Here is a 20,550-nt window from a genome sequence, read left to right as displayed (position 1 = left end):
CTTACTGCGTCACCGTCCCTTGTTGCGCAGGCGTACCTTGCTGCGCCACCGGACTGTTCTCCTTCAACCCGCCACCCAGCGCGCGATACAGGTCGATCGAATTGTTCAGCCGCAGCTGCCGCGCCTGGATCAGCGCCTGCTCCGCGGTGAACAACTGGCGCTGCGCATCGAGCTCGTCCAGGTAACTGGCGATGCCGCTGCGGAAGCGCAGGCGCGCCAGCTCGTAGCGCGCGGCTTCCGCATTGCGCACTTCTTCCTGGCCGGTGACCTGGTCTTCCAGCGTGCCGCGCGCCACCAGCGCATCCGCCACTTCCGCGAAGGCCGTCTGGATGGTCTTCTCGTAGTTGGCAATCTGGATGTTCTTGCGCACGTTGGCCAGGTCCAGGTTCGACAGGTTGCGGCCATAGTCGAAGATCGGCAGCACCAGTTGCGGCGCGAATGACCATGCGCGCGTGCCGGCATCGAACAGGCCCGAGAACGTCGGGCTGATGGTGCCCGCGCTGGCGGTCAGCGTGATGCGCGGGAAGAACGCTGCGCGCGCCGCGCCGATATTGGCGTTGGCCGACAGCAGCAGCTGCTCGGCCTGGCGGATATCGGGACGCTGCTCGAGCAGCTCGGACGGCAGCCCCTCCGGAATATCGCTGATGATGCGCTCATCCGACAGGCGCACCGGCTCAGGCAGGTTCTCGATGGTGCCGATGGGCTTGCCCACCAGCACTTCGAGCGCGTTCTGCGCCTGCGCGCGCTGGCGTGCGAGCTGGGCTGCCGACACGCGGGCCTGCGCCACCAGCGATTCGTTGTCGCGCAGGTCCAGCGCCGAGGTGGCGCCCGCGTCGAAACGCTGCTTGGCCAGCCCGTAGGTGCTTTCACGCGCCTTCAGCGTGTCGCGTGCCAGGTCGTACTGCTCGGCAAAAGAGCGCTCGGCCAGGTAGGCCTTGGCCACTTCCGACACCAGCGAGATATACGCCGAGCGATGCGCTTCCTCGGTGGCGAAGTACTGCGCCAGCGCGGCATTGGACAGGCTGCGCACGCGCCCGAAGAAATCGAGCTCGTAGGACGAGATGCCCAGGCCGACCTGGTAGACCTCGCTCACCCCGGGCTGGCCGAGCACCGATGCCGCCTGGGCGGCGGTGGTACGGGCCCGGGTGTAGCTGCCGTTCACGTTCACCGTGGGCAGCAGGTCGGAACGCTGCACCTGGTACAGCGCGCGCGCTTCCTCGATGCGCAGCGCGGCGGTGCGCAGGTCGCGGTTGTTTTCCAGCGAGTTGGCGATCAGCACCTGCAGGCGCGGGTCGCGGAAGAACTCGCGCCAGCCGATATCGACGGCGCGGCGGGTTTCGCCGCTCTTCACCTCGGCGGTGGCGTAGCCCTCGGGCGCCACCGGGTAGCTGCCTGCCACCGGCGGGGCGGGGCGGTCATAGTGGGGCGCCAGCGTGCAGCCAGTCAGAACGCCGGCCACCAGCAGCAGCGTGGTCAGAGTCTTGGTCATTGTCAGATTTCCTCTTGCGGCTCATGCCACTTCTTGTCCAGCATGCGCTGGCGCTCGCTGCCCTTGAAGCGCTTGCGCACCACGACGAAGAAGACCGGCACCAGGAAGATCGCCAGCAGCGTGGCCGTGATCATCCCGCCCATCACGCCGGTACCGATGGCGCGCTGGCTGCCCGAACCCGCGCCGGTGGCGATCGCCAGCGGCAGCACGCCCAGGATGAACGCCATCGACGTCATCAGGATCGGGCGGAAACGCAGGTGCACCGCCTCGAGCGTGGCTTCGATCAGGCCCTTGCCTTGCGCCTGCAGGTCCTTGGCGAATTCCACGATCAGGATGGCGTTCTTCGCCGACAAGCCGATCGTGGCGATCAGGCCCACCTTGAAGTACACATCGTTGGGCATGCCGCGCAGCGTCACGCCGAGCAGCGCACCGAGCACACCCAGCGGCACCACCAGCAGCACCGAGAACGGGATCGACCAGCTTTCATACAGCGCGGCCAGGCACAGGAACACGATGATCAGCGACAGCGTGTACAGGATCGGTTCCTGCGAGCCGGCCAGGCGTTCTTCATACGACTGGCCCGACCACTCGAAGCCGAACCCCGGCGGCAGCTTGGCGAAGTTCTCTTCCATCACGCGCATGGCTTCACCGGTACTGCGACCCGGCGCGGCCTGGCCCGCGATCTTCACCGCCGGCATGCCGTTGTAGCGCTCCAGGCGCGGCGAGCCCATGATCCACTTTGAGGTCGCGAACGCGGCAAACGCCACCATGTCGCCGTTGCTGTTGCGCACGCGCAGCTTGGTCAGGTCGTCAGGCAGGCGGCGGTCGCTGCCGTCGGCCTGCACGATCACCTTGCGCACCCGGCCTTCATGGATGAAGTCGTTGACGTAGTTCGAGCCGAACGCGATCGACAGCGTCGAGTTGATCTCCGCCACCGAGACGCCCAGCGCACGCGCCTTTTCGCGGTCGATGTCGATCTGCAGCTGCGGTGCGTCTTCCTGGCCTTCCGGGCGCACGCCCATCAGCACCGGGCTCTGCGCGGCCATGCCGAGCATCATGTTGCGCGCTTCCATCAGCTTGGCGTGACCCTGGCCGGTGCGGTCCTGCAGGCGGAAGTCAAAGCCCGAGGAGTTGCCCAGCTCGGAAATCGCCGGCGGGTTGAGCGGGAAGATGATCGCGTCCTTGATGAACGACAGCGCGCCGAAGGCACGGCCGACCAGCGCCTGCGCGGTCTCGCCGTCGCCGGTGCGCTCCTTCCAGTCCTTCAGGCGCACGAACGCGATACCGCCGTTCTGGCCGCGGCCGAAGAACGAGAAGCCCGCCACCGTGATCATCTGGTCCACCACCTTGCTTTCCTTCTGCAGGTAATAGTCCTCGATCTGCTTGAGCACGCCGATGGTACGGTCCTGGGTCGCGCCGTTGGGCAGCTGCACCACAGTGATCATGTAGCCCTGGTCTTCATCGGGCAGGAACGACGACGGCAGGCGCTTGAACAACACCACCACGCCGAGGATGATCAGCGCGTAGATGATCAGGTAGCGGCCGGTGCGCTTGAGGATGCGCGCCACCACGCCCTGGTAGCTGGTCGAAGCGCGCGCGAAGGTGCGGTTGAACCAGCCGAAAAAACCCTTCTTCTCATGGTGATGGCCGGCTTCGACGGGCTTGAGCAGCGTCGCGCACAGCGCCGGGGTCAGCGTCAGCGCCAGCAGCGCCGAGAACGCCATCGAGGCGATCAGCGACAGCGAGAACTGGCGGTAGATGTTGCCCACCGAGCCCGAGAAGAATGCCATCGGGATGAACACCGCGGTCAGCACCAGCGTGATGCCGACGATGGCGCCGGTGATCTGGCCCATGGCCTTGCGTGTGGCTTCACGTGGCGAGAGTCCTTCCTCGCTCATGATCCGCTCGACGTTCTCGACCACCACGATGGCATCGTCCACCAGGATACCGATGGCGAGCACCATGCCGAACATGGTCAGCACGTTGATCGAGAAGCCGAAGGCCAGCAGCGAGCCGAACGTACCCAGCAGCGCGATCGGCACCACCAGCGTCGGGATCAGCGTGGCGCGGAAGTTCTGCAGGAACAGGTACATCACCAGGAACACCAGCACCACGGCTTCCAACAGCGTCTTGATCACTTCCTCGATCGAGATCTTGACGAAGGCCGAGGTGTCGTAAGGCACCGAGTACTGGTAGTCCGCCGGGAAGCTCTTCGACAGCTCTTCCATCTTGGCGCGCACCGCGGTGGCGGTGGCCAGCGCGTTGCCGGTCGGGGCCAGCTTGATGGCGATGGCCGCCGACGGCTTGCCGTTGGTGCGGGCCAGCGTCGAGTAGTCGGCACCGCCCAGTTCCACATGGCCCACGTCCTTGATGCGTACCGACGAACCGTCAGGGTTGGTGCGCAGCAGGATGTTGGCGAACTGCTCGGGCGTCGACAGGCGGCTCTGCGTGGTGACGGTGGCGTTCAGTTCGGTGCCCTTGGGGGAGGGTGTGCCGCCCAGTTCGCCCACGGCGACCTGGATGTTCTGCTCGCTCACCGCGGCGGTGACGTCCAGCGGGGTCAGGTTGTAGCCGGTCAGCTTGGCCGGGTCCAGCCAGATCCGCATGGCGTACTCGGTGCCGAACAGGTCGGCCTGGCCCACGCCCGGCACGCGGCGGATCGAGTCGATCACCTGCGCCGAGACATAGTTGCCGAGCTGGATCGCGTCAGCCGCGCCGGACTTGGACGACACGGTCAGGAACATCATGTAGTTGTTCCCAGCCTTGTCCACGCGCACGCCCTGCTGGCGCACTTCCGCCGGCAGGCGCGCTTCCACGCGCTTGAGGCGGTTCTGCACTTCGACCGAGTTCAGGTCGACGTTCGAGCCCGGCGCGAAGGCGATGGTGATCGTCGCTAGGCCGGTCGATTCGCTGGTCGAGTTGTAGTAGAGCAGGTTGGGCGCGCCATTCAGCTCTTGCTCGATCACCGAGGTGACGGAATCCTCCAGCGTCTTGGCCGACGCACCCGGATAGGTGGCGGTGACCGAGATCGTCGGCGGGGCGATGTTCGGGTACTGCGCGATCGGCAACTGCAAGATCGACAACAGCCCGCCCAGCACGATGATCAGCGCGAGCACCCACGCGAACACCGGCCGGTCGATGAAAAACTTGGCCATAAGACTGGCTCCCTCTTTGTCTAGCCGTATTTGCCGTAGTGGTGATACGGCCGCTATCAGCCTTGCCTGGCGTCAGCCTTCGGCGCCTGCATGGCCTCGGCCTTGGGGGCTGAAGCCGGGGCTGCCGACGCCGCGGCCGGGGTAGCGGCCGGTGCCGAGGCACCCGCCTGGACGAACGGCACCGCCTTGGCCGGCGCGCCTACCTTGACCTTCTGCAGGCCCTCGACGATCACCTTCTCGCCGCCCTTCAGGCCTTCGGTCACGACCCAGCGGTCGCCGATGGCCTGCGGCGCCTTGACCGGCACCGCCGCGACGTTGCCGTCCGCGCCCACCACCAGCACGCTGGCGCCCTGGGCACCGCGGATCAGCGCCCGCTGCGGCACGGTCAGTGCGTTCTCATCCATGCCCTGCTCGATCTTCACGCGCACGAAGGTGCCCGACAGCAGTTCGCGCCTGGGGTTGGGGAACTGCGCCCGCAGCGTGATCGCGCCGGTGGTCGGATCCACCGTCATGTCCGAGAACAGCAGCTTGCCGGTGTGCTCGTACTCGCGGCCGTCTTCGACGAACAGGTGCACGTTGGCACCGCCGTTGACGCCCTTGACCGTGCCGGATTCGATGGCGCGGCGCAGGCGCGTGACTTCCGAGGCCGGCTGGGTGAAGGTGACCCACATCGGGTCGACCTGTTCCACCAGCGCCAGCTTGGTCGCCTCGCCCTTGCCCACCAGCGCGCCCTCGGTCACCAGCGCGCGGCCGGCACGGCCGCTGATGGGCGCGGTCACGGTGGTGTAGCCCAGGTTGATCTGGGCGGTGCGCACCGCCGCCTTGGCCGAAGCCACATCGGCGTTGGCCTGGCCGGCGGAGGCCACGGCGTCGTCGTACTCCTGCTTGCTGACCGCGTTGACGGCCACCAGTGGCTTGTAGCGGTCGGCCTTCAGGCGCGCCGACACGGCGTTGGCCTCGGCGCGCTGCAGCGCGGCCTGGGCCGAAGCCAGCGTGGCTTGGTAGGGCGCCGGGTCGATGCGGAACATCACCTGGCCGGCCTTCACTTCGCCGCCTTCGGTGTAGTTGCGCGACAGCACGATGCCTTCCACACGGGCACGGACTTCGGCCGTGCGCACGCCTTCCAGGCGGCCCGGCAGTTCATTGACGACGGCGACGGGCGACGGCGTCACAGTGACCACGCCCACTTCCGGCGGCGTCGGGGGGCCGCCTGCGGCCTTCTTCTCGCCGCAGGCGACAAGCGCCAGCGCCGACAGCGCAGCTACTGCATAGGCGGCAACGCAACTGATACGTTGGGACTTCCTCATCGATAACCCCATGATGGCAATTTGAGATCTGCCGCATCGTTCCGACCTGCCATCTTGTGGCAAACGGAAACGACACAGCCCGCCGCACGGTTTGCGGCGGACAAAAGTGTGATGCTAGCCACAATTCGCGACGTCGCGATGTCCTTTGCGATGAAAGGTGGCTTTTATATGACGACTGGATATACGACCGGCTGGCCCCACAGCAGGCGCCAGCTGTGCTGGCTATGTCACAGGATGGGCGGCTGGCCGAAAGCCGGGCGAGCGCGTATTATATATACATTCAAGCATGTATGTTAAGTCGTTCCTTTCGCAAGGCTTTTTGGACGCACACCGGCGTCCCCGGCCACTGCACGGCAAGCGGCGCGGATCCGGTTTTATCCATCGGATTCGTCTCCAAATGCAAGGGACCTGGCCGGGATTGCGGCGCGGACGGCCGAGTCGGGTTAGGATGCGCGCCGTCCTGTCGGCCGCACGGACGCGAAGGCATTGCGATGTGACGACAACGACCCGCCGGTGCCAGGCACCGGCCAGAGCGCCTGCCGCATGCGGCAACGGCGCCAGGGAGATCCCCAACAAGCCGGCCATGAACTACCCATCGGGGCCATGACGCCGGCATCAGAGAGAAAGATGGTCAGACGCACCAAGGAAGAGGCGCTGGAGACGCGCCAACGGATTCTCGACGCGGCCGAAACCGTGTTCCACGCCCGGGGCGTGGCACGCCCGTCGCTGGCCGACATCGCCGAGGCGGCGGGTGTCACCCGCGGCGCGATCTACTGGCACTTCAAGAACAAGAGCGACGTGTTTGCCGCCATGTGCGATCGCGTCAACTTGCCCGTGGAGGCGCTGTGCGATCCCGAACGGCTGGCGCGCCAGGAAGACCCGCTGGGCGGCATCCGCGATATCTGCGCCTATGTCATGCGCCAGACCGTGGTCAACCCGCGCTGGCGCCGGATCTTCGAGATCATCTTCCACAAGTGCGAGATGGTGCAGGACAACGGTGCCATCTTCGAGCGCCAGCGCCAGTCCCACAAGGAAGGCCTGGTCAAGATCCGCGAGCACCTGCGCCTGGCCCTGGAGCGTGGCCAGTTGCCCGCCGAGCTCGACCTGGACCTGGCGGTCAACGCCTTCCATGCCTGCATCGGCGGCGTGCTGGCGCACTGGCTGTTCTCGCCCGAGGACTTCGACCTCGACGCCAATGCCGAGCGCATGGCGGACGCCTTTATCGATACCCTGAAGTATTCCCCCGCGCTGCGGCATGGCTACGTGCCACGCCCGATGGCGAAGCTCGACGAAGAGCTGTCGACGCTGTGCGAGGAGGCCTGCCAGAAGGCAGCCGGGCTGGATACCAGCGACCTCGTGCCCTGAAGGCGCGTGCGCCGGATGATGGCCGGCGCAGCTACCCCCGCATGGCCTCGCGCCAGCGCGCGAGGAACGCGCGCTTGCGCAGCGCGTCCTGCGCCGCCAGCAGGCCGGGGCCGACGCTGATCGGCTTGAGCGCATAGCCCAGCCGCTCCGACAGCGCCGCCGCGGTGTGCACGCTGTCGGTATCGGTGCGGATGGTATAGAGCTGCGAGGTCGACCTGGCCAGCAGCGCCTGCCCGTCGCGCGACAGCAGGTAGTCCAGCCACAGCCGCGCCGCATTGGGCCGCGGCGCGCGCCGGTTGATAAAGGCCACGCGCGACATCACCAGCGTGTAGTCGCGCGGCGCGATCACGTCGATGGCCGCGCCGCGCTCCATCAGCGACAGCGCGTACGACCCCAGCAGGTTGTAGCCCATCACCAGCTCGCCGCTGGCGATGCGCTCGATCATGTCGGCGGTGGACGCCGACAGCTGCACGCCGGCGCGGCCCAGCGCCTGCGCCAGGTACCAGAACTCGCTGCCCATGCGCGCATCCTGCTGCGCCAGCAGGTAGCCCACGCCCGAACGCTCCACGTCGTACGTCACCACCTTCGCGCGCCAGCGTGGCGCATTTTCCTGCAGCAGCCGCGCCAGTCCGCTGCGGCTGCGCGGCGTGCGCATGCCGGCGAAGTGGTGGCGGTTGTAGACGATCACCGCGGGCTCGAAGGTGGTGCCCCAGGCCTCGTCGCGCCATACCGCCCAGCCGGGCAGGCCGGCGCGCTCGGGCGAGGCGTAGCGCTGCGCGTGGCCGTCGTTGACCAGCTTGATCTGCAGGTCCATCGCCGTGCTCCACAGCACGTCGGCGTAGAACGCGCCGGGCGCGGGCCGGCCGCCGCCGAGCGCCGCGGTCTCGGCCAGGAAGCGCTGGTTCAGCTCGAGGGTATTGAGATCCTCGTAGCGCACGCGGATGCCCGGGTAGCGCGCCTCGAACGCGGAGATCAGCGGCTGGGCGACCTTCAGGTCGGTCGAGGCGTAGACCACGACCTCGCCTTCGCGCAGCGCGCGGGCGATGGTGACGTCATACCCGGAGGGGTAGCCCGGCGGCGGCGCGGGCAGCATAGACTGGGCATGGAGGGGTGCGGCGACGGGCAGCGCAGCCCCGGCCAGCAGCGAGGCGCCAAGCAGCCGGCGGCGCAGGTCCGAGGCGGGCGCGCCGTCGGCGGCACCATCGGCCGCGGACGGCACAGGGGCTGACGGCAGGGGCGGTCGCGTGGGCACGGTGGTCGGAACGGGAAAACTGCCTGTGGAAAGGAGTGGGCGCGCTCGCATCGCGCGCCAGGACCGGCGGGCGGGGGTATTATAGGCGCCCGCGGCGGGCGGGCTCCATCGGTGCTGAACCCTGTGTGGCACCTCGTGTACCTGCCGCCGCAACCGACACAATGAACCCAACCGGCGGAGGAGGACCGGCAATGCGCATCCTGCTGGTGGAGGACGAAGTCGAACTGGCACGCTGGGTCGCCCGCGCGCTGGAGCAGGGCGGCTTCGTGATCGAGCATGTCGCCGACGGCCTGCAGGCCGAGGCGCGCTTGCAGGCCGAGGAATACGACGCGGTGGTGCTGGACCTGCGCCTGCCCGGCAAGGACGGGCTGGCCGTGCTCAAGGCCATGCGCGGGCGCGACGACCGTACCCCGGTGCTGATCCTGACCGCGCAGGACACGCTGGACGAACGCGTGCGCGGCCTGAACCTGGGCGCCGACGACTACCTGCCCAAGCCCTTCGCCATCGCCGAACTGGAAGCCCGGCTGCTCGCGCTGATCCGGCGCAGCCGCGGGCGCGCGCATCCGCGCCTGCAGTGCGGCACGCTGGTATTCGACGGCGAGACCCGCAGCTTTACGCTGGACGGCGCGCCGCTGGCGCTGACGCCGCGCGAATCGACGCTGCTGGGCGCGCTGCTGGCACGCAGCGGCCAGCCGCTGACCAAGGCGCAGCTGCTCGACAAGGTGTTCTCGCTGGACGCCGACGTCTCACCCGACGCCATCGAGGTGCTGGTCTACCGCCTGCGCAAGAAGCTGGCCGGGCACGGCGTCACCATCGTCACGCTGCGCGGCTTCGGCTACCTGCTGGAGCCCGAGGCCGGCCGCTAGCAATGTGGCCGCGCCATCCGGTCCTGCTGTGGCGCCGCGGCAGCCTGCGCCGCCAGCTGCTGTTACTGCTGCTGCCGGCGCTGGCGGTGATGATGGCGATCGACACCTGGCTCACCTACGGCACGCTGCGCGACGCCGCCAACACTGCCTATGACCGCTCGCTGTACGGCTCGATCCGCACCATCGACAACGCCATCGGCATGGCCGGCGACAACATCCAGCTGACGCTGCCCGACGCCGCCATGGAGATGTTCGAGACCGCGGCGCAGACCCATGTGTTCTATCGCGTGTCGCGCGAACGCGCCGGCAGCATCGAAACCATTACCGGCTACGACGACCTACCGCTGCCCGCGGGCACGCTGGTGAACAATCAGCCGCGTTTCTACGACGCCGAGTATCGGGGCGAACCCGTGCGCATCGCCGCCATGGCGCGCCCCGTATACCGGCCCGACGCGCGCATGCGCGTGATCATCCAGGTGGCCGAGACCGCCGAGCCGCGCACCGCGCTGATCGGCACGGTCTGGCGCAGCGCGCTGGCGCGCGACCTGCTGCTGATCGTGCTGAGCGCGGCCATCCTGGTCGGTGGCGTCACCTACGTGCTGCGCCCGCTGGCGCGGGTGCGCGATGACGTCGAGGCGCGCTCGCCAGACGACCTGACGCCGCTCACCTTCGAGCGCGTGCCCGCGGAAGTGCGGCCGCTGGTCGATGCGGTCAACCTGCACGTGTCGCGCTCGGCCGCGATGGCGCAGTCGCAGGCGCAGTTCATCGCCGATGCCGCGCACCAGCTGCGCACGCCGCTGGCGATCCTGAAGACGCAGGCCGAATACGCCGAGCGCCAGCTGCGCGCGCCCGATCCCGAAGCCGCGCGCCAGGCTGCCGGCGAGGCCGTGGGCGGCATCGTCACCCAGCTCGGGCAGGCCGCGCGCCTGACCAACCAGCTGCTGGCGCTGGCGCGGGTACGCCAGCACCGCGGCGAATCCGCGCAGGAAGCCGATGCCATCGACATCATCGATGCCGTGGCCGTGGCCGAGCAGGTGGCGCTGGACTACCTGCCGCTGGCGCGCGGCAAGCAGCAGGACTTCGGCTGGGAGCCGGTGCCGGGGCTGAAGCTGCCGGTGCGCGCCGATCCCGCGTTGCTGCGCGAGGCGCTCGCCAACCTGGTCCACAACGCGATCCAGTATTCGCCGCGGGGCAGCCGGATCACGTTGTCGGCCACGCGCGTGGACCAGACCGCCCGCCTGGTGGTCGAGGACGATGGCCCCGGCATCCCGGCGGAGGAGCGCGAGAAGGTGTTCGCGCGCTTCTACCGCCGCGTGGGCAATGCCGAGCCTGGCTCGGGGCTCGGGCTGGCGATTTCGCGCGAGATGGCGGCGCGCTTCGGCGGCACGGTGGAACTGGGCGAGGGCTTGCAGGGCACCGGCGTGCGTGCCGTGCTGAAGCTGCCGGTCGGTGAATAATCCCGGCGAATAGCCGCTAGCCGAAGAATTCCTCCGCCACCGTCGGATGCAGCTGCACCGTGGTCTGCAGGTGCGATTCACGCACCCCCAGCCGCAGCGCCACCGCCAGCGTCTGCACGATCTCGGGTGCGGCGTTGTCCATCACGTGCGCGCCCAGCACGCGCCCGCTGCGCGCGTTGAGCACCAGCTTGAACACTGACTGGTGCGGCGTGCCGCCGAAGCGGTTTTCCAGCGAGACAAAGCGTTTCACGACCGTGCGGACGCGATCGGGCTTGCCGGCCGCCTCGATCGCCTGCGCTTCGGTCAGGCCCACGGCGCCGATGGCCGGCTCGCAGAACACCGCGGTGGGGACGAAGTCGAAGTCCGCGCGATCGCCGCGCTTTCCGTACAGCCGGTCGGCCAGCCAACGGCCCTGCGCGGTGGCCACCGGGGTCAGGTGCAAGCCTTCGATGGCGTCCCCCAGCGCATAGATACCGCGCACGCTGCTGCGGAACTGCCGGTCCACGCGGATGCCGCCCTTGTCGCCGAACTCGACGCCAAGGTCTTCCAGCCCCAGCCCCCGCACATTGGAAACGCGCCCGACCGCGGCCAGCGCCGCCTGCGCGCGCACCGCCTCGGTCTGGCCCGGGCGGTCGGTGGGCCGGTAGCAGATTTCCACCGCGCCGTTGGCCTGGCTGAGCAGGTTCACCTCCGCATTCAGGTGCAGGCGCACGCCGCGCGCGGTCAGCGCATCGGCCAGCGCGCTGCCGATCTCGTGGTCGAAGCGCGGCAGCAGCCGGTCGCCGGCGACGATCAGGTCGACCTTGACGCCATAGCGCGACAGGATCGACGCCTGCTCCACGCCGATATAGCCACCGCCGATCACCGCGATCGAGCCCGGCACGGTCTGCCAGGTGAAGACGTCGTCGGAACTGGCGGCCAGTTCGCCGCCGGGGACTTCGAGCGTGCGCGGGCGCGCGCCGGTGGCGATCAGGATGCGGCGCGCGTAGATGGTCTCGTCGCCGACGCGCACTTCGTCCTTGCCGGTGACCAGTGCGTCGCCGCGCAGGATTTCCACGCCGGATTCGTGCAGGCGCTGGGTGTAGCCCGCGTTCAGCCGCGCGACCTCGGCGTTGACGCGCACGATGGCGTCGCGCCAGTCCTCACGCCCGCCGGTATGCGACAGGCAGCCCGACAAAATGGCCGCCCAGCCGGCGCCGTAGGACAGCATCTTCTTGGGCACGCAGCCGCGGTTGACGCAGGTGCCGCCGATGGCGTCGCGCTCCACCAGGATCACGCGCGCGCCGTGCGAGGCCGCGCGCCGCGCACACGCGACGCCACCGGAGCCGCCGCCGATCACGACCAGGTCCGCCTTGCGCACCTTGTCGTTGCGGCGGGTGCGACCGCTGCGCACGCGCGGTACCTGCTCCACCGGCGGCGCCGCGCTGACCTCGCGGGCACGCCGCGGTTCTTTGATCCCCGCGGGGGTTGTCTGGCGCTTAGTCATCCATGCCTCCTGTCGCGGCACGCGGGCCGCATCGACAACGATCTGGCCGGCGCCACACCACGAAGCTAGGCAGCCGGCCGCAGTTCGAAATTCAGGATCGACGGCCACTCGCGCAGGAAGGTTTCCCCGTCGCGGCGGCCGAGCTCGTAGGCGTGCGTCATGGCATCGGGCCGGGTGTAGTCCCAGCTCGAGATCGGCACGCGCTGCGAGGGCTGCAGGTACAGGCGGCGCTGGCCGCCTTGCTCGAGTACGAAACGGCGCGGGCGCGGATACAGCCGCGTAACCAGCACCAGCACATTGCCCGGCGCGGCGTCGAGCGCGTCCACCGGCACGTTGTCCACCAGCCCGCCGTCGAGCACCGGGCGGCCGTCGCGGCGCAGCACCGGCGTGAACGGCGGCGTGGAAGACGACTGCAACAGCAGGTCGGCCAGCTGCTCGGGCGAGCCGCAGTCCTGCGCGCGCACGAACTCCGGCCGGAAACCCAGCTTGCGCCCCAGCCGCGGATGCAGCGTCTTGAGCACATGCTTGTCGATGTTGTACGCCAGCAGCCCCGCGGCCACCGCCAGGCGCGGGCCGGTCCAGCGCGGGATATGGGCCACGCCGATGCGGATTTCCGGCGCCTGCTGCAAGTGCGCGAGCCTGCCATCGGCAAAGATCGTCAGCAGCGCGGTGCGGTAGATGCCGTAGTGCGGGAACACGCGCTCGTTGCGCAGCAGGTTGCCCCAGTACGCATTGCGGCGGTTGTTGGACAGCACCTCGCGGTAGTAGTCCATGGTCTGGTGCGAGTCGTGCGCATAGACCATGCATGCGGTGGCGGCCCCGGCCGAGATGCCGGCGATCACGCGCGGGCGCAGCTGCAACTCCGGCGCGACCGTGTCCCACCAGCCCGCCTGCCACCAGCAGCGGTTGCCGCCGCCGGCAAAGACGACCTGGTCGAAGGGATTGGCGTGGCCGGAGCGCATCGCGATCTGGAAGGCGCGGGGGCTCAGAGCAGGGCGTAGGTGGTGGTGGCCTGCACCGCCAGCTTGCCGTCCTTGCCGGTCAGTTCGATCTCGCCGAACACCACGGTCTTGCCCAGGCGCAGCACGTTGGCGCGCGCCAGCACGTCGCCATCTATCACCGGGCGCATGAAGTTGGTGGTCAGCGAGACCGTGGTCATCGGGCGGAAGGCGCCGAGCGCACTGGCCACGGCGACGATCATCGCGGTGTCGGCCGCCGACATCAGCACCTGGCCGCAGACCACGCCGCCCGCATGGCGAAACGATTCGCTGAAGGGCAGGCGCAGTGTTATGCCTTGCGCATCGACGGCTTCGGCACGCAGGCCGAGCTGGCGTACCCAAGGGGCCAGCACGCGCTCCAGCATGGCGTTGATGTCGGCAAGGGTCAGTTGCGCTGGCGTGGCTACAACGGCTTCAGACATTGGCAGTCCTTGTTCTGGCAGGCCGCACCGTAGCTGTCCTGTGGCGGACCGCTACTCTGTCTCCTCCGGCGCGACGCGATGTTTGAGCCAATGATACAGGGGCCCGGTGACCAGCACCACGAAGGCCATCCGGATCACATGGAAGGCCGTCACCAGCGGCACGCCCAATTCCAGCACCTTGGCGGTGATGCACATCTCGGCAATGCCGCCTGGCGTGGTGCCCAGGATCACCGTGGCCGGGTGCGCGCCCGACAGCACCGCCAGCCCCCACCCGAGCAGCGCCGACACCGCCAGCGCCAGCAGCGTGTACAGCGCCACGCCCGACAGGAAGCGCGGCGCAGTATGCAGGAACTCGCGCGAGAAGCGCACGCCCAGCGACACGCCGATCAGCAGCTGGCCGGCACGGCTCATCCAGGTGGGAATGGCCGACAGCTCGACGCCCGACGCGGTCAGCACCGCCGCCGCCAGCAGCGTGCCGATCACAAACGGGTTGGGCATGTTCAGCCGCCTGACCAGCAGCGCCACGCCCAGCGTGATCGCGATCAGCGCCAGCAGCCCCGGCGCGCTGACCACGCGCGGGCCCGGGATATAGGGATCGAGGCCATGGATGCCACCGTACTGGAAGACCGCCGGCACCGCCACCACTACCATCAGCACCCGCAGCGAATGCGCCGCCGCCACCTGGTCGATGCGCGCGCCATTGCGCTCGGCGAGGTTGGCCATTTCGGAGGCGCCGCCGATGGCGGTGGAGAAGAACGCGGTCTTGAAGGCGACGCCGGTAGTCCGGCGCAGCATCACCGCGCCGCCCGCGCCCAGCACCAGCGCAAACAGCGACCCGGCAACGATGTAGGGCAGGAACTCCACCAGCCGCGCCACCACGTCGGGCGTGAAGTACAAGCCGAGCGACGCGCCGATCACCCACTGGCCCGCATTGCGCGCCTGCGTCGGCGCGCGCAGGTCGGCGCCCGCCATGCGCGCGCCGGCCACGGAGAGCAGCGGACCGATCATCCACGGCAGCGGTGTATGCAGCAGGCTGCAGAGCAGTGCGGCGGCCAGCCCCAGTGCCAGCGTGGGCACCGCGGACAGCCAGCGGTTGGTGGAAAGACTCATTGGTCAGCGGCCTGGCGCGATGCGCCGGCGGCTTGTTGTTCTGGCAGAGGAAAGACAAAAGGCCCGACGCCAGGGCGTCGAGCCTCAGGAACTACCGCATGCTAACGCGCATCAGGCCGCGTTGTCAGCCTGCGCGTGCGCGGTGCTGCGTCCCGCATGCCAGCGCAGCAGGCGCGGGATCACCACCACGGCCACGGTCAGCGCCAGGATGGTGGCCGAGATCGGCTGGCGCAGGAACAGCGACCAGTCGCCCTGGCCGATCGACAGCGCATTGCGCAGCTGCTTCTCGGCCATCGGCCCCAGGATCATGCCGACGATCACCGGCGCGGTCGGGAAGTCGAAGCGGCGCATCACCATGCCCAGCAGGCCGATCACGAACAGCAGCAGCAGGTCGAACCACGACTGGCGGATGCCGTAGGCGCCCAGGCCCGCGAAGATCAGGATGCCGCCGTACAGCAGCGGCGTGGGCACGCGCAGCATGCGCACCCACAGGCCGATCGCCGGCAGGTTCAGCACCAGCAGCATCACGTTGCCGATATACAGCGACGCCAGCAGGCCCCACACCAGGTCGCCCGAGGTCTGGAACAGCATCGGACCCGGCTGCAGGTTGTAGTTCTGGAACGCGGCCAGCAGGATCGCGGTGGTGTTGGAGGTGGGGATGCCCAGCGTCAGCAGCGGGGCCAGCGTCGCCGTCACGGCGGCGTTGTTGGCGGCCTCGGGGCCGGCCACGCCTTCGATCGCGCCGACCTTGCCGAACTCTTCCTTGTGGTTCGACAGCTTCTTCTCGGACGCGTACGACAGGAAGGTCGGGATCTCGGCGCCGCCGGCGGGGATCAGCCCGAACGGGAAGCCGATGATGGTGCCGCGGATCCACGCGGGGATCGAACGCTTCCAGTCCGACTTGTTCATGTGGATCGAACTGAGCTTGTTGAAGGTGCCCTCCGGCTGCGGGAAGAAGGCGTTGAACAGCGCCTCGCCTACAGCGAACAGGCCCACGGCCACCACCACGATGTCGATGCCGTCGTACAGTTCCTGCACGTTCATCGAGTAGCGCGTCTGCCCCGACAGCGAATCCATGCCGATCAGGCCGATGCCCAGGCCCAGGAACAGGGCGGTCATGCCGCGCAGCAGCGACGAACCCAGCACCGCCGACACCGTGGTGAAGGCCAGCAGCATGATCATGAAGTACTCGCCCGGGCCGAACTGCAGCGCCACGTCGGCCGCCACCGGCGCGAACATCGACAGCAGCACGGTGGCGATGGTGCCGGCCACGAACGAGCCGATCGCCGCGGTGGCCAGCGCCGGGCCGGCGCGGCCGTTCTTGGCCATCAGGTTGCCTTCCATCGCTGTCACCATGGTGGAAGACTCGCCCGGCGTGTTCATCAGGATCGAGGTGGTCGAGCCGCCGTACATCGCGCCGTAGTAGATGCCGGCGAACATGATCAACGCGGCGGTGGGCTCCACCTTGGCGGTCAGCGGCAGCAGCATCGCCACCGTCAGCGCGGGGCCGATGCCCGGCAGCACGCCGATGGCGGTGCCGAGGAAGCAGCCCACCAGGGCCCACATCAGGTTGATCGGCGTGATCGCGACGGCAAAGCCGTGCATCAGCTGGTTCAGGGTATCCATTCAAAGACTCCTTGCTGGACGGGCGGGCTCAGAAGCCGGCGATGGGCAGCAGCGGCAGGTTGATGCCGAGCAGGAATTCAAACAGCGCCCACATCGGCACCGTGATGCACAGGCCGATCAGCGCGTCGCGCACGATGCGGCGGCTGCCGTAGCCGCGCGCCACGCACACCATCAGCAGCGTGGAAGAAAACACGAAGCCGAGCGTGCCGATCAGCGCCATGTTCAGCAGCAGGCCGGCCGCGACCCACAGGAAACCCTTGACGTTGTGCGGGGCATTGGGCAGCTCGGCATCCTCCTCCGGCATGTTGCGGAAGCCCCCGCGTACGCCCTGCCAGGTCAGCAGCGCGCCGCACACGGCCAAGCCGATGGCCACCAGCGTGGGCACGAAGCGCGGCGACAGGCCGGCATAGCCTTCCTCGCCGGAAATGCCGGCGAGGCCGAGGAAGAAGAACAGCGAGAGCGCCAGGACGGCAACGCCGATGGCAAGGTGCGAGGGTTTCATGGAGACTCCTTGGCCTTTGTCGCCAGCGAGGGCGCTGGCGTCCGCGACGCTGGCTTTATGCCCGCGCGGCAGCGGGGCCCGGTGACATATGGTTGTAGTCGTCGGTATCGCAGGTGGACACCGGGCCCCGCGCCGTTTTCCTGCCGCCGGGTTCAGCCGGCGGGGTTGGCAGGCACGACAGGTAAAGCGGTTGATGCGGTCGGTACGGTATTGCAGGGTGCTTCCGAGGCGGGCGCGCCGGTATCAGCGCGCCCGCGGGTCTTACTTGGCGACGCCCAGCTCGCGCAGCGTGCCGCCCAGGCGGGCCGATTCGCTGTCGACGAACTTGCCAAACTCGTCGCCGGTCAGCAGGAACGGCGTCCAGTCGTTCTTCTTCAGCGTTTCCTTCCACGACGGGCTCTCGGTGGCCTTGACCACGGCGTCGATCATGGCCTTGCGCTGGTCGGCGCTGATGCCGGGCGCGCCATACACGCCGCGCCAGTTGTAGATCTCTACGTTGACGCCTTGCTCCTTCAGCGTCGGGATATCGGCGGTGCGGTCCTTGGAGGTCACCGCCAGCGCGCGCATCTTGCCGCTCTTGATGAAGGGCAGGAACTCAGACACGCCCGCGATGCCCGCCGTCACATGGCCGCCCATGATCGAGGCCGAGGCTTCGCCGCCGCCCTGGAAGGGAACGTAGTTGATCTTCTTCGGGTCGACGCCGCTTTCCTTGGCGATCAGGCCGGCGAGGATGTGGTCGATCGAACCCTTCGAGCCTCCGCCCCAGCTGACGCTGCCCGGGTTGGCCTTGAGCTGCGTGGTCAGGTCCTTGATCGACTTGATCGGCGAGCTGGCCGGCACGGTGATGACCATGGTGTCGGCAAACAGGCGCGCGATCGGCGTGGCGTTCTTCAGCGTGACCGGCGGCTTGTTGGTCTCGATCGCGCCGACCATCACCGCGCCCACCACCATCAGCGCATTGGGATTGCCCTTGTCGGTGTTGACGAACTGGGTCAGGCCGATGGTGCCGCCGGCGCCGCCCTTGTTGTCGTACGAAGCGGTCTTGGCCTGGCCCGCGGCGATCATGGCCGCGCCCAGCGAACGGCCGGTCTGGTCATAGCCGCCGCCGGGATTGGCGCCGATCATGAACTTGACGCTGTCCAGCGCATAGGCGGGCGCGGCGGCAACGGTGGCGGCAACGGCGGCCGAGGCCATCACGGCATGGGCCAGGCGGGAAAATGAACGACGCATAGCGGTCTCCTTGGTAGTACCGGTGATCGCCATGGCAGCCGGCTGGCAGCCGCGATCCGACCCGGGGATTCCGGCGGCAGCCAGTGCGTTGCAAGCGGACGGGAACACAGCATGGCGGCTGCGCGAGAAGGCGCAGTGCCGGTTGTTGTCTCCTGTCCGGCGCGGCGGGCGTGGCCGGAACTGTTCTTGGACTTTTGGTGAACATCAGACCGGGGTTACCGGTCATGGGGCGGATTCTAGGACGTGGAAACTGTCAAAAGGCTGTCAAATGGGGGGAGAAGGGATCGGGGTTTACCCCCTTGCGCGGAAGAGGAGCGCGGTTTTGGGTGCTCCAAAGCCGCCCGAGCTAGCCTAAGCAAGGTGTTCTCCCTCTCCCCTCATGGGGAGAGGGACCGGGGTGAGGGGTGGTCTAGCCAGGAGCCACATCAAGCGAAGCCTTCGGTTTTTTCCAGCACGGTGGCTTCGGCCAGCGCCCGCCCTCACCCCTCTCCCGCTTGCGGGAGAGGGGCCTGGGGTGAGGGCAGGCGCATCCAGAACGACCGGCTCTAAAAACCACCTGACCCCGCCGGCCTCGCCTGCAGGCAAGGGTCTTTCCGCTCCACCGCCGGCACCACCACCGCCATATCGAACTCCCCATCCCCCGGCGGGTTTTCCACATAACCCACGCTGAGCACCTTGCCCGCATCCGCCGCCAGCCAGCGCGGCACGCCGATATCGCGCCGCACATGCCCGTTGCCGGCGACCAGCACCGCGCCGCGCTGCGCATGGGGACGCAACACCTGCGCCATCACCGCATCGCGCGCCGCCTGCGCCGACAGCATGCCGGGCAGCATGGCCTTGGGGAAGTTGCCACAGTGGCCGCGATCCAGCACCGCGGTCTGTGCTGAAACGAGGTCGGGCGGCAGGGCGCCGTCCAGGCCGAGCTGCCGGCGCTCGTCCGCCGAGAAGAGCCCGTCCAGCCCGCCACGGACGATCTTCCCCGCATCGGCCCGCGACAGGTTGGCAGCCACCAGCGGCAGATCGTACTCCAGCGCCAGCGCCACCACCGGGCGGTACAGCGGCCATTGCCAGGCGCCGCCGCCAGCCTGGGCGATCAGGTAGTCGGCATCGCGCGGGCGCTCGCGGCGGGCGCGCTCGATATCGGCCTGGCGCTCGCGGTCGAACTGCTCCATGGCGATGGCGGGGCGCCAGCCCTGCTCGACGGCGCGCTTGAGGGCAGCCAGCCGCTGCTGCTGCGCTGCGGCGTTGTCGTGGACTTCGCCCAGCAGCACGTAGGACTTGCCGGTGAAGGCGGCGCTGACGGCGTCGGGCGCGGGCGCCGTGGACGCGCAGCCGGCGGCGAACACGGTGACGGTGGCGGCAAGCATGCCCACAACACGCAAACGGAATGACATCACGCAGTTCCTTATCTGGTCTCAGTCGTCGGGACGGAGGCCTGTTGTCCGGGTTGCTCCGGCACGTACACCATCGACCCGTCCTTCATCCGGTACGCTACGCCGGCCTTGATGCCGTCGCCGCTGCCGACCTGCCCGCTGGCCTCGTAGCGCACCACCTTTTCGCCCTGGCGCGACACGATCTCCATGTTCGGCTTGCCCGGGTTGGTGATGATGGTGACGTCATCATGCGTGAACGGGTTGGCCGGATTCTGCGCGATCGCTACCAGCAGCGCCGCGATCACCACCAGGAACACGTCGATCAGGTTGACCACCGACAGGATCGGGTCGTCGGCTTCGCTCTCTTCCAGGAATTTCATGCGTCGACCTCCCATTGCGGCCGCGACTTGCCCGGCCACACCAGTTCCTCGGCCAGCCAGCGGCGGCGCACGTTGACCACCCAGAAGGTAATGCTGGCCGCGATCAGCGCCAGGATCACCGCGGAGAAGGCGATGGTGAGATTCTCGCCGACATTGGCCAGGTTGCCACCGGACAGCCCCTTCAGCGCCGGGCCCATCGGGATCATGGTGGCTACCAGCCCCAGCATCGGCGCCACACGCGTGGCGATGCGCGGGCGCTCCAGAAGGCGGTGCGCGGCGACGTCGAGGGCGTCGGCATCGGCCACCTTGTGCCGGCGCCCCCACGCCACCAGCACATAGCCGCGGCCGCTGCCGATGGGATGGCGCGCGCGCAGCCAGGCCTGCATGGCGAATTCTCCGAGCGCCCAGAAGGCGTACAGGAACAGCAGGGCGATCAGCGCCAGCGTCGGGATCAGGAACAGCTGGCCGACGTCGTACATCAGGGTTTCAAGCAGGGTGGGTGTCATGGTGTCTCGTCTTCAAGTATTGGATG

At 68.4% G+C, this 20,550-nt stretch carries 17 protein-coding genes; 3 read left to right on the top strand and 14 right to left on the bottom strand.

Annotated features, from left to right (window positions below):
- Nucleotide 1: 1 nt before the first annotated feature.
- The 3 genes from K307_RS25435 to K307_RS25425 are packed head-to-tail and all read right to left on the bottom strand — an operon-like array spanning nt 2 to nt 5,951.
- The gene (locus K307_RS25435) at nt 2–1,489 is read right to left on the bottom strand and encodes an efflux transporter outer membrane subunit (RefSeq protein ID WP_042883636.1); all 1,488 of its coding nucleotides are present in this window, start codon (nt 1,487–1,489) and stop codon (nt 2–4) included.
- Nucleotides 1,490–1,491: 2 nt separating this feature from the next.
- Nucleotides 1,492–4,644 carry an efflux RND transporter permease subunit gene (locus tag K307_RS25430; protein WP_042883635.1) on the bottom strand — a complete coding sequence of 1,051 codons (3,153 nt, stop codon included), beginning with the start codon at nt 4,642–4,644 and terminating at the stop codon, nt 1,492–1,494.
- Between the two features lie 56 nt (nt 4,645–4,700).
- On the bottom strand, nt 4,701–5,951 hold the full coding sequence (locus tag K307_RS25425) for an efflux RND transporter periplasmic adaptor subunit (RefSeq protein ID WP_042883634.1): 1,251 nt from the start codon (nt 5,949–5,951) through the stop codon (nt 4,701–4,703).
- A 627-nt stretch (nt 5,952–6,578) separates the two neighbouring features.
- Here K307_RS25425 and K307_RS25420 point away from each other — a divergent pair.
- Entirely contained in the window at nt 6,579–7,316 is a 738-nt protein-coding gene (locus tag K307_RS25420; RefSeq protein ID WP_042883633.1) for a TetR family transcriptional regulator, read from the top strand.
- Between the two features lie 31 nt (nt 7,317–7,347).
- Here K307_RS25420 and K307_RS25415 read toward each other — a convergent pair whose 3' ends face one another.
- Entirely contained in the window at nt 7,348–8,442 is a 1,095-nt protein-coding gene (locus K307_RS25415; RefSeq protein WP_155301391.1) for an ABC transporter substrate-binding protein, read from the bottom strand.
- Nucleotides 8,443–8,759: 317 nt separating this feature from the next.
- On the opposite strand from K307_RS25415, the gene K307_RS25410 reads away from it, so the two are divergent.
- Both K307_RS25410 and K307_RS25405 read left to right on the top strand, forming a co-directional pair.
- Nucleotides 8,760–9,434, top strand: coding sequence for a response regulator (locus tag K307_RS25410; RefSeq protein WP_042883632.1), 675 nt, complete (start codon nt 8,760–8,762; stop codon nt 9,432–9,434).
- Between the two features lie 2 nt (nt 9,435–9,436).
- Complete coding sequence (locus K307_RS25405) at nt 9,437–10,891, top strand: sensor histidine kinase (protein ID WP_042883631.1); 1,455 nt, start codon at nt 9,437–9,439, stop codon at nt 10,889–10,891.
- A 16-nt stretch (nt 10,892–10,907) separates the two neighbouring features.
- Here K307_RS25405 and K307_RS25400 read toward each other — a convergent pair whose 3' ends face one another.
- The 10 genes from K307_RS25400 to K307_RS25355 all read right to left on the bottom strand — a co-directional run bounded on the left by K307_RS25400 (nt 10,908) and on the right by K307_RS25355 (nt 20,524).
- A complete protein-coding gene (locus K307_RS25400; protein WP_042883630.1) occupies nt 10,908–12,377 on the bottom strand; it encodes a dihydrolipoyl dehydrogenase family protein in 1,470 nt (489 codons plus the stop codon).
- Nucleotides 12,378–12,442: 65 nt separating this feature from the next.
- Nucleotides 12,443–13,339: a patatin-like phospholipase family protein gene (locus K307_RS25395; RefSeq protein WP_042883629.1), complete on the bottom strand. Its 897-nt coding sequence runs from the start codon at nt 13,337–13,339 to the stop codon at nt 12,443–12,445.
- A 23-nt stretch (nt 13,340–13,362) separates the two neighbouring features.
- Entirely contained in the window at nt 13,363–13,797 is a 435-nt protein-coding gene (locus K307_RS25390) for a PaaI family thioesterase (protein WP_051975179.1), read from the bottom strand.
- Nucleotides 13,798–13,848: 51 nt separating this feature from the next.
- Nucleotides 13,849–14,907 carry an AbrB family transcriptional regulator gene (locus K307_RS25385; protein WP_042883628.1) on the bottom strand — a complete coding sequence of 353 codons (1,059 nt, stop codon included), beginning with the start codon at nt 14,905–14,907 and terminating at the stop codon, nt 13,849–13,851.
- Nucleotides 14,908–15,018: 111 nt separating this feature from the next.
- Nucleotides 15,019–16,533, bottom strand: coding sequence for a tripartite tricarboxylate transporter permease (locus K307_RS25380; RefSeq protein ID WP_042883627.1), 1,515 nt, complete (start codon nt 16,531–16,533; stop codon nt 15,019–15,021).
- Between the two features lie 28 nt (nt 16,534–16,561).
- Nucleotides 16,562–17,035: a tripartite tricarboxylate transporter TctB family protein gene (locus K307_RS25375; RefSeq protein ID WP_042883626.1), complete on the bottom strand. Its 474-nt coding sequence runs from the start codon at nt 17,033–17,035 to the stop codon at nt 16,562–16,564.
- 261 nt (nt 17,036–17,296) lie between these two features.
- The gene (locus K307_RS25370; protein ID WP_042883625.1) at nt 17,297–18,265 is read right to left on the bottom strand and encodes a Bug family tripartite tricarboxylate transporter substrate binding protein; all 969 of its coding nucleotides are present in this window, start codon (nt 18,263–18,265) and stop codon (nt 17,297–17,299) included.
- A gap of 545 nt (nt 18,266–18,810) precedes the next feature.
- A complete protein-coding gene (locus tag K307_RS25365; RefSeq protein WP_042883624.1) occupies nt 18,811–19,659 on the bottom strand; it encodes a ChaN family lipoprotein in 849 nt (282 codons plus the stop codon).
- Between the two features lie 11 nt (nt 19,660–19,670).
- Nucleotides 19,671–20,018 (bottom strand): DUF2149 domain-containing protein, encoded by a 348-nt coding sequence (locus K307_RS25360; RefSeq protein ID WP_042883623.1) that lies wholly within the window; start codon nt 20,016–20,018, stop codon nt 19,671–19,673.
- A complete protein-coding gene (locus tag K307_RS25355) occupies nt 20,015–20,524 on the bottom strand; it encodes a MotA/TolQ/ExbB proton channel family protein (protein ID WP_042883622.1) in 510 nt (169 codons plus the stop codon). Before K307_RS25355 ends, K307_RS25360 begins: the two co-directional genes overlap by 4 nt.
- Nucleotides 20,525–20,550 lie beyond the last annotated feature (26 nt).

The sequence above is a fragment of the Cupriavidus necator A5-1 genome, from assembly GCF_000744095.1.
Classification (GTDB): domain Bacteria; phylum Pseudomonadota; class Gammaproteobacteria; order Burkholderiales; family Burkholderiaceae; genus Cupriavidus; species Cupriavidus necator_A.
The sequence above is the reverse complement of the archived record's forward strand: the minus strand, read 5'-3'. Positions and strand labels throughout refer to the sequence as shown.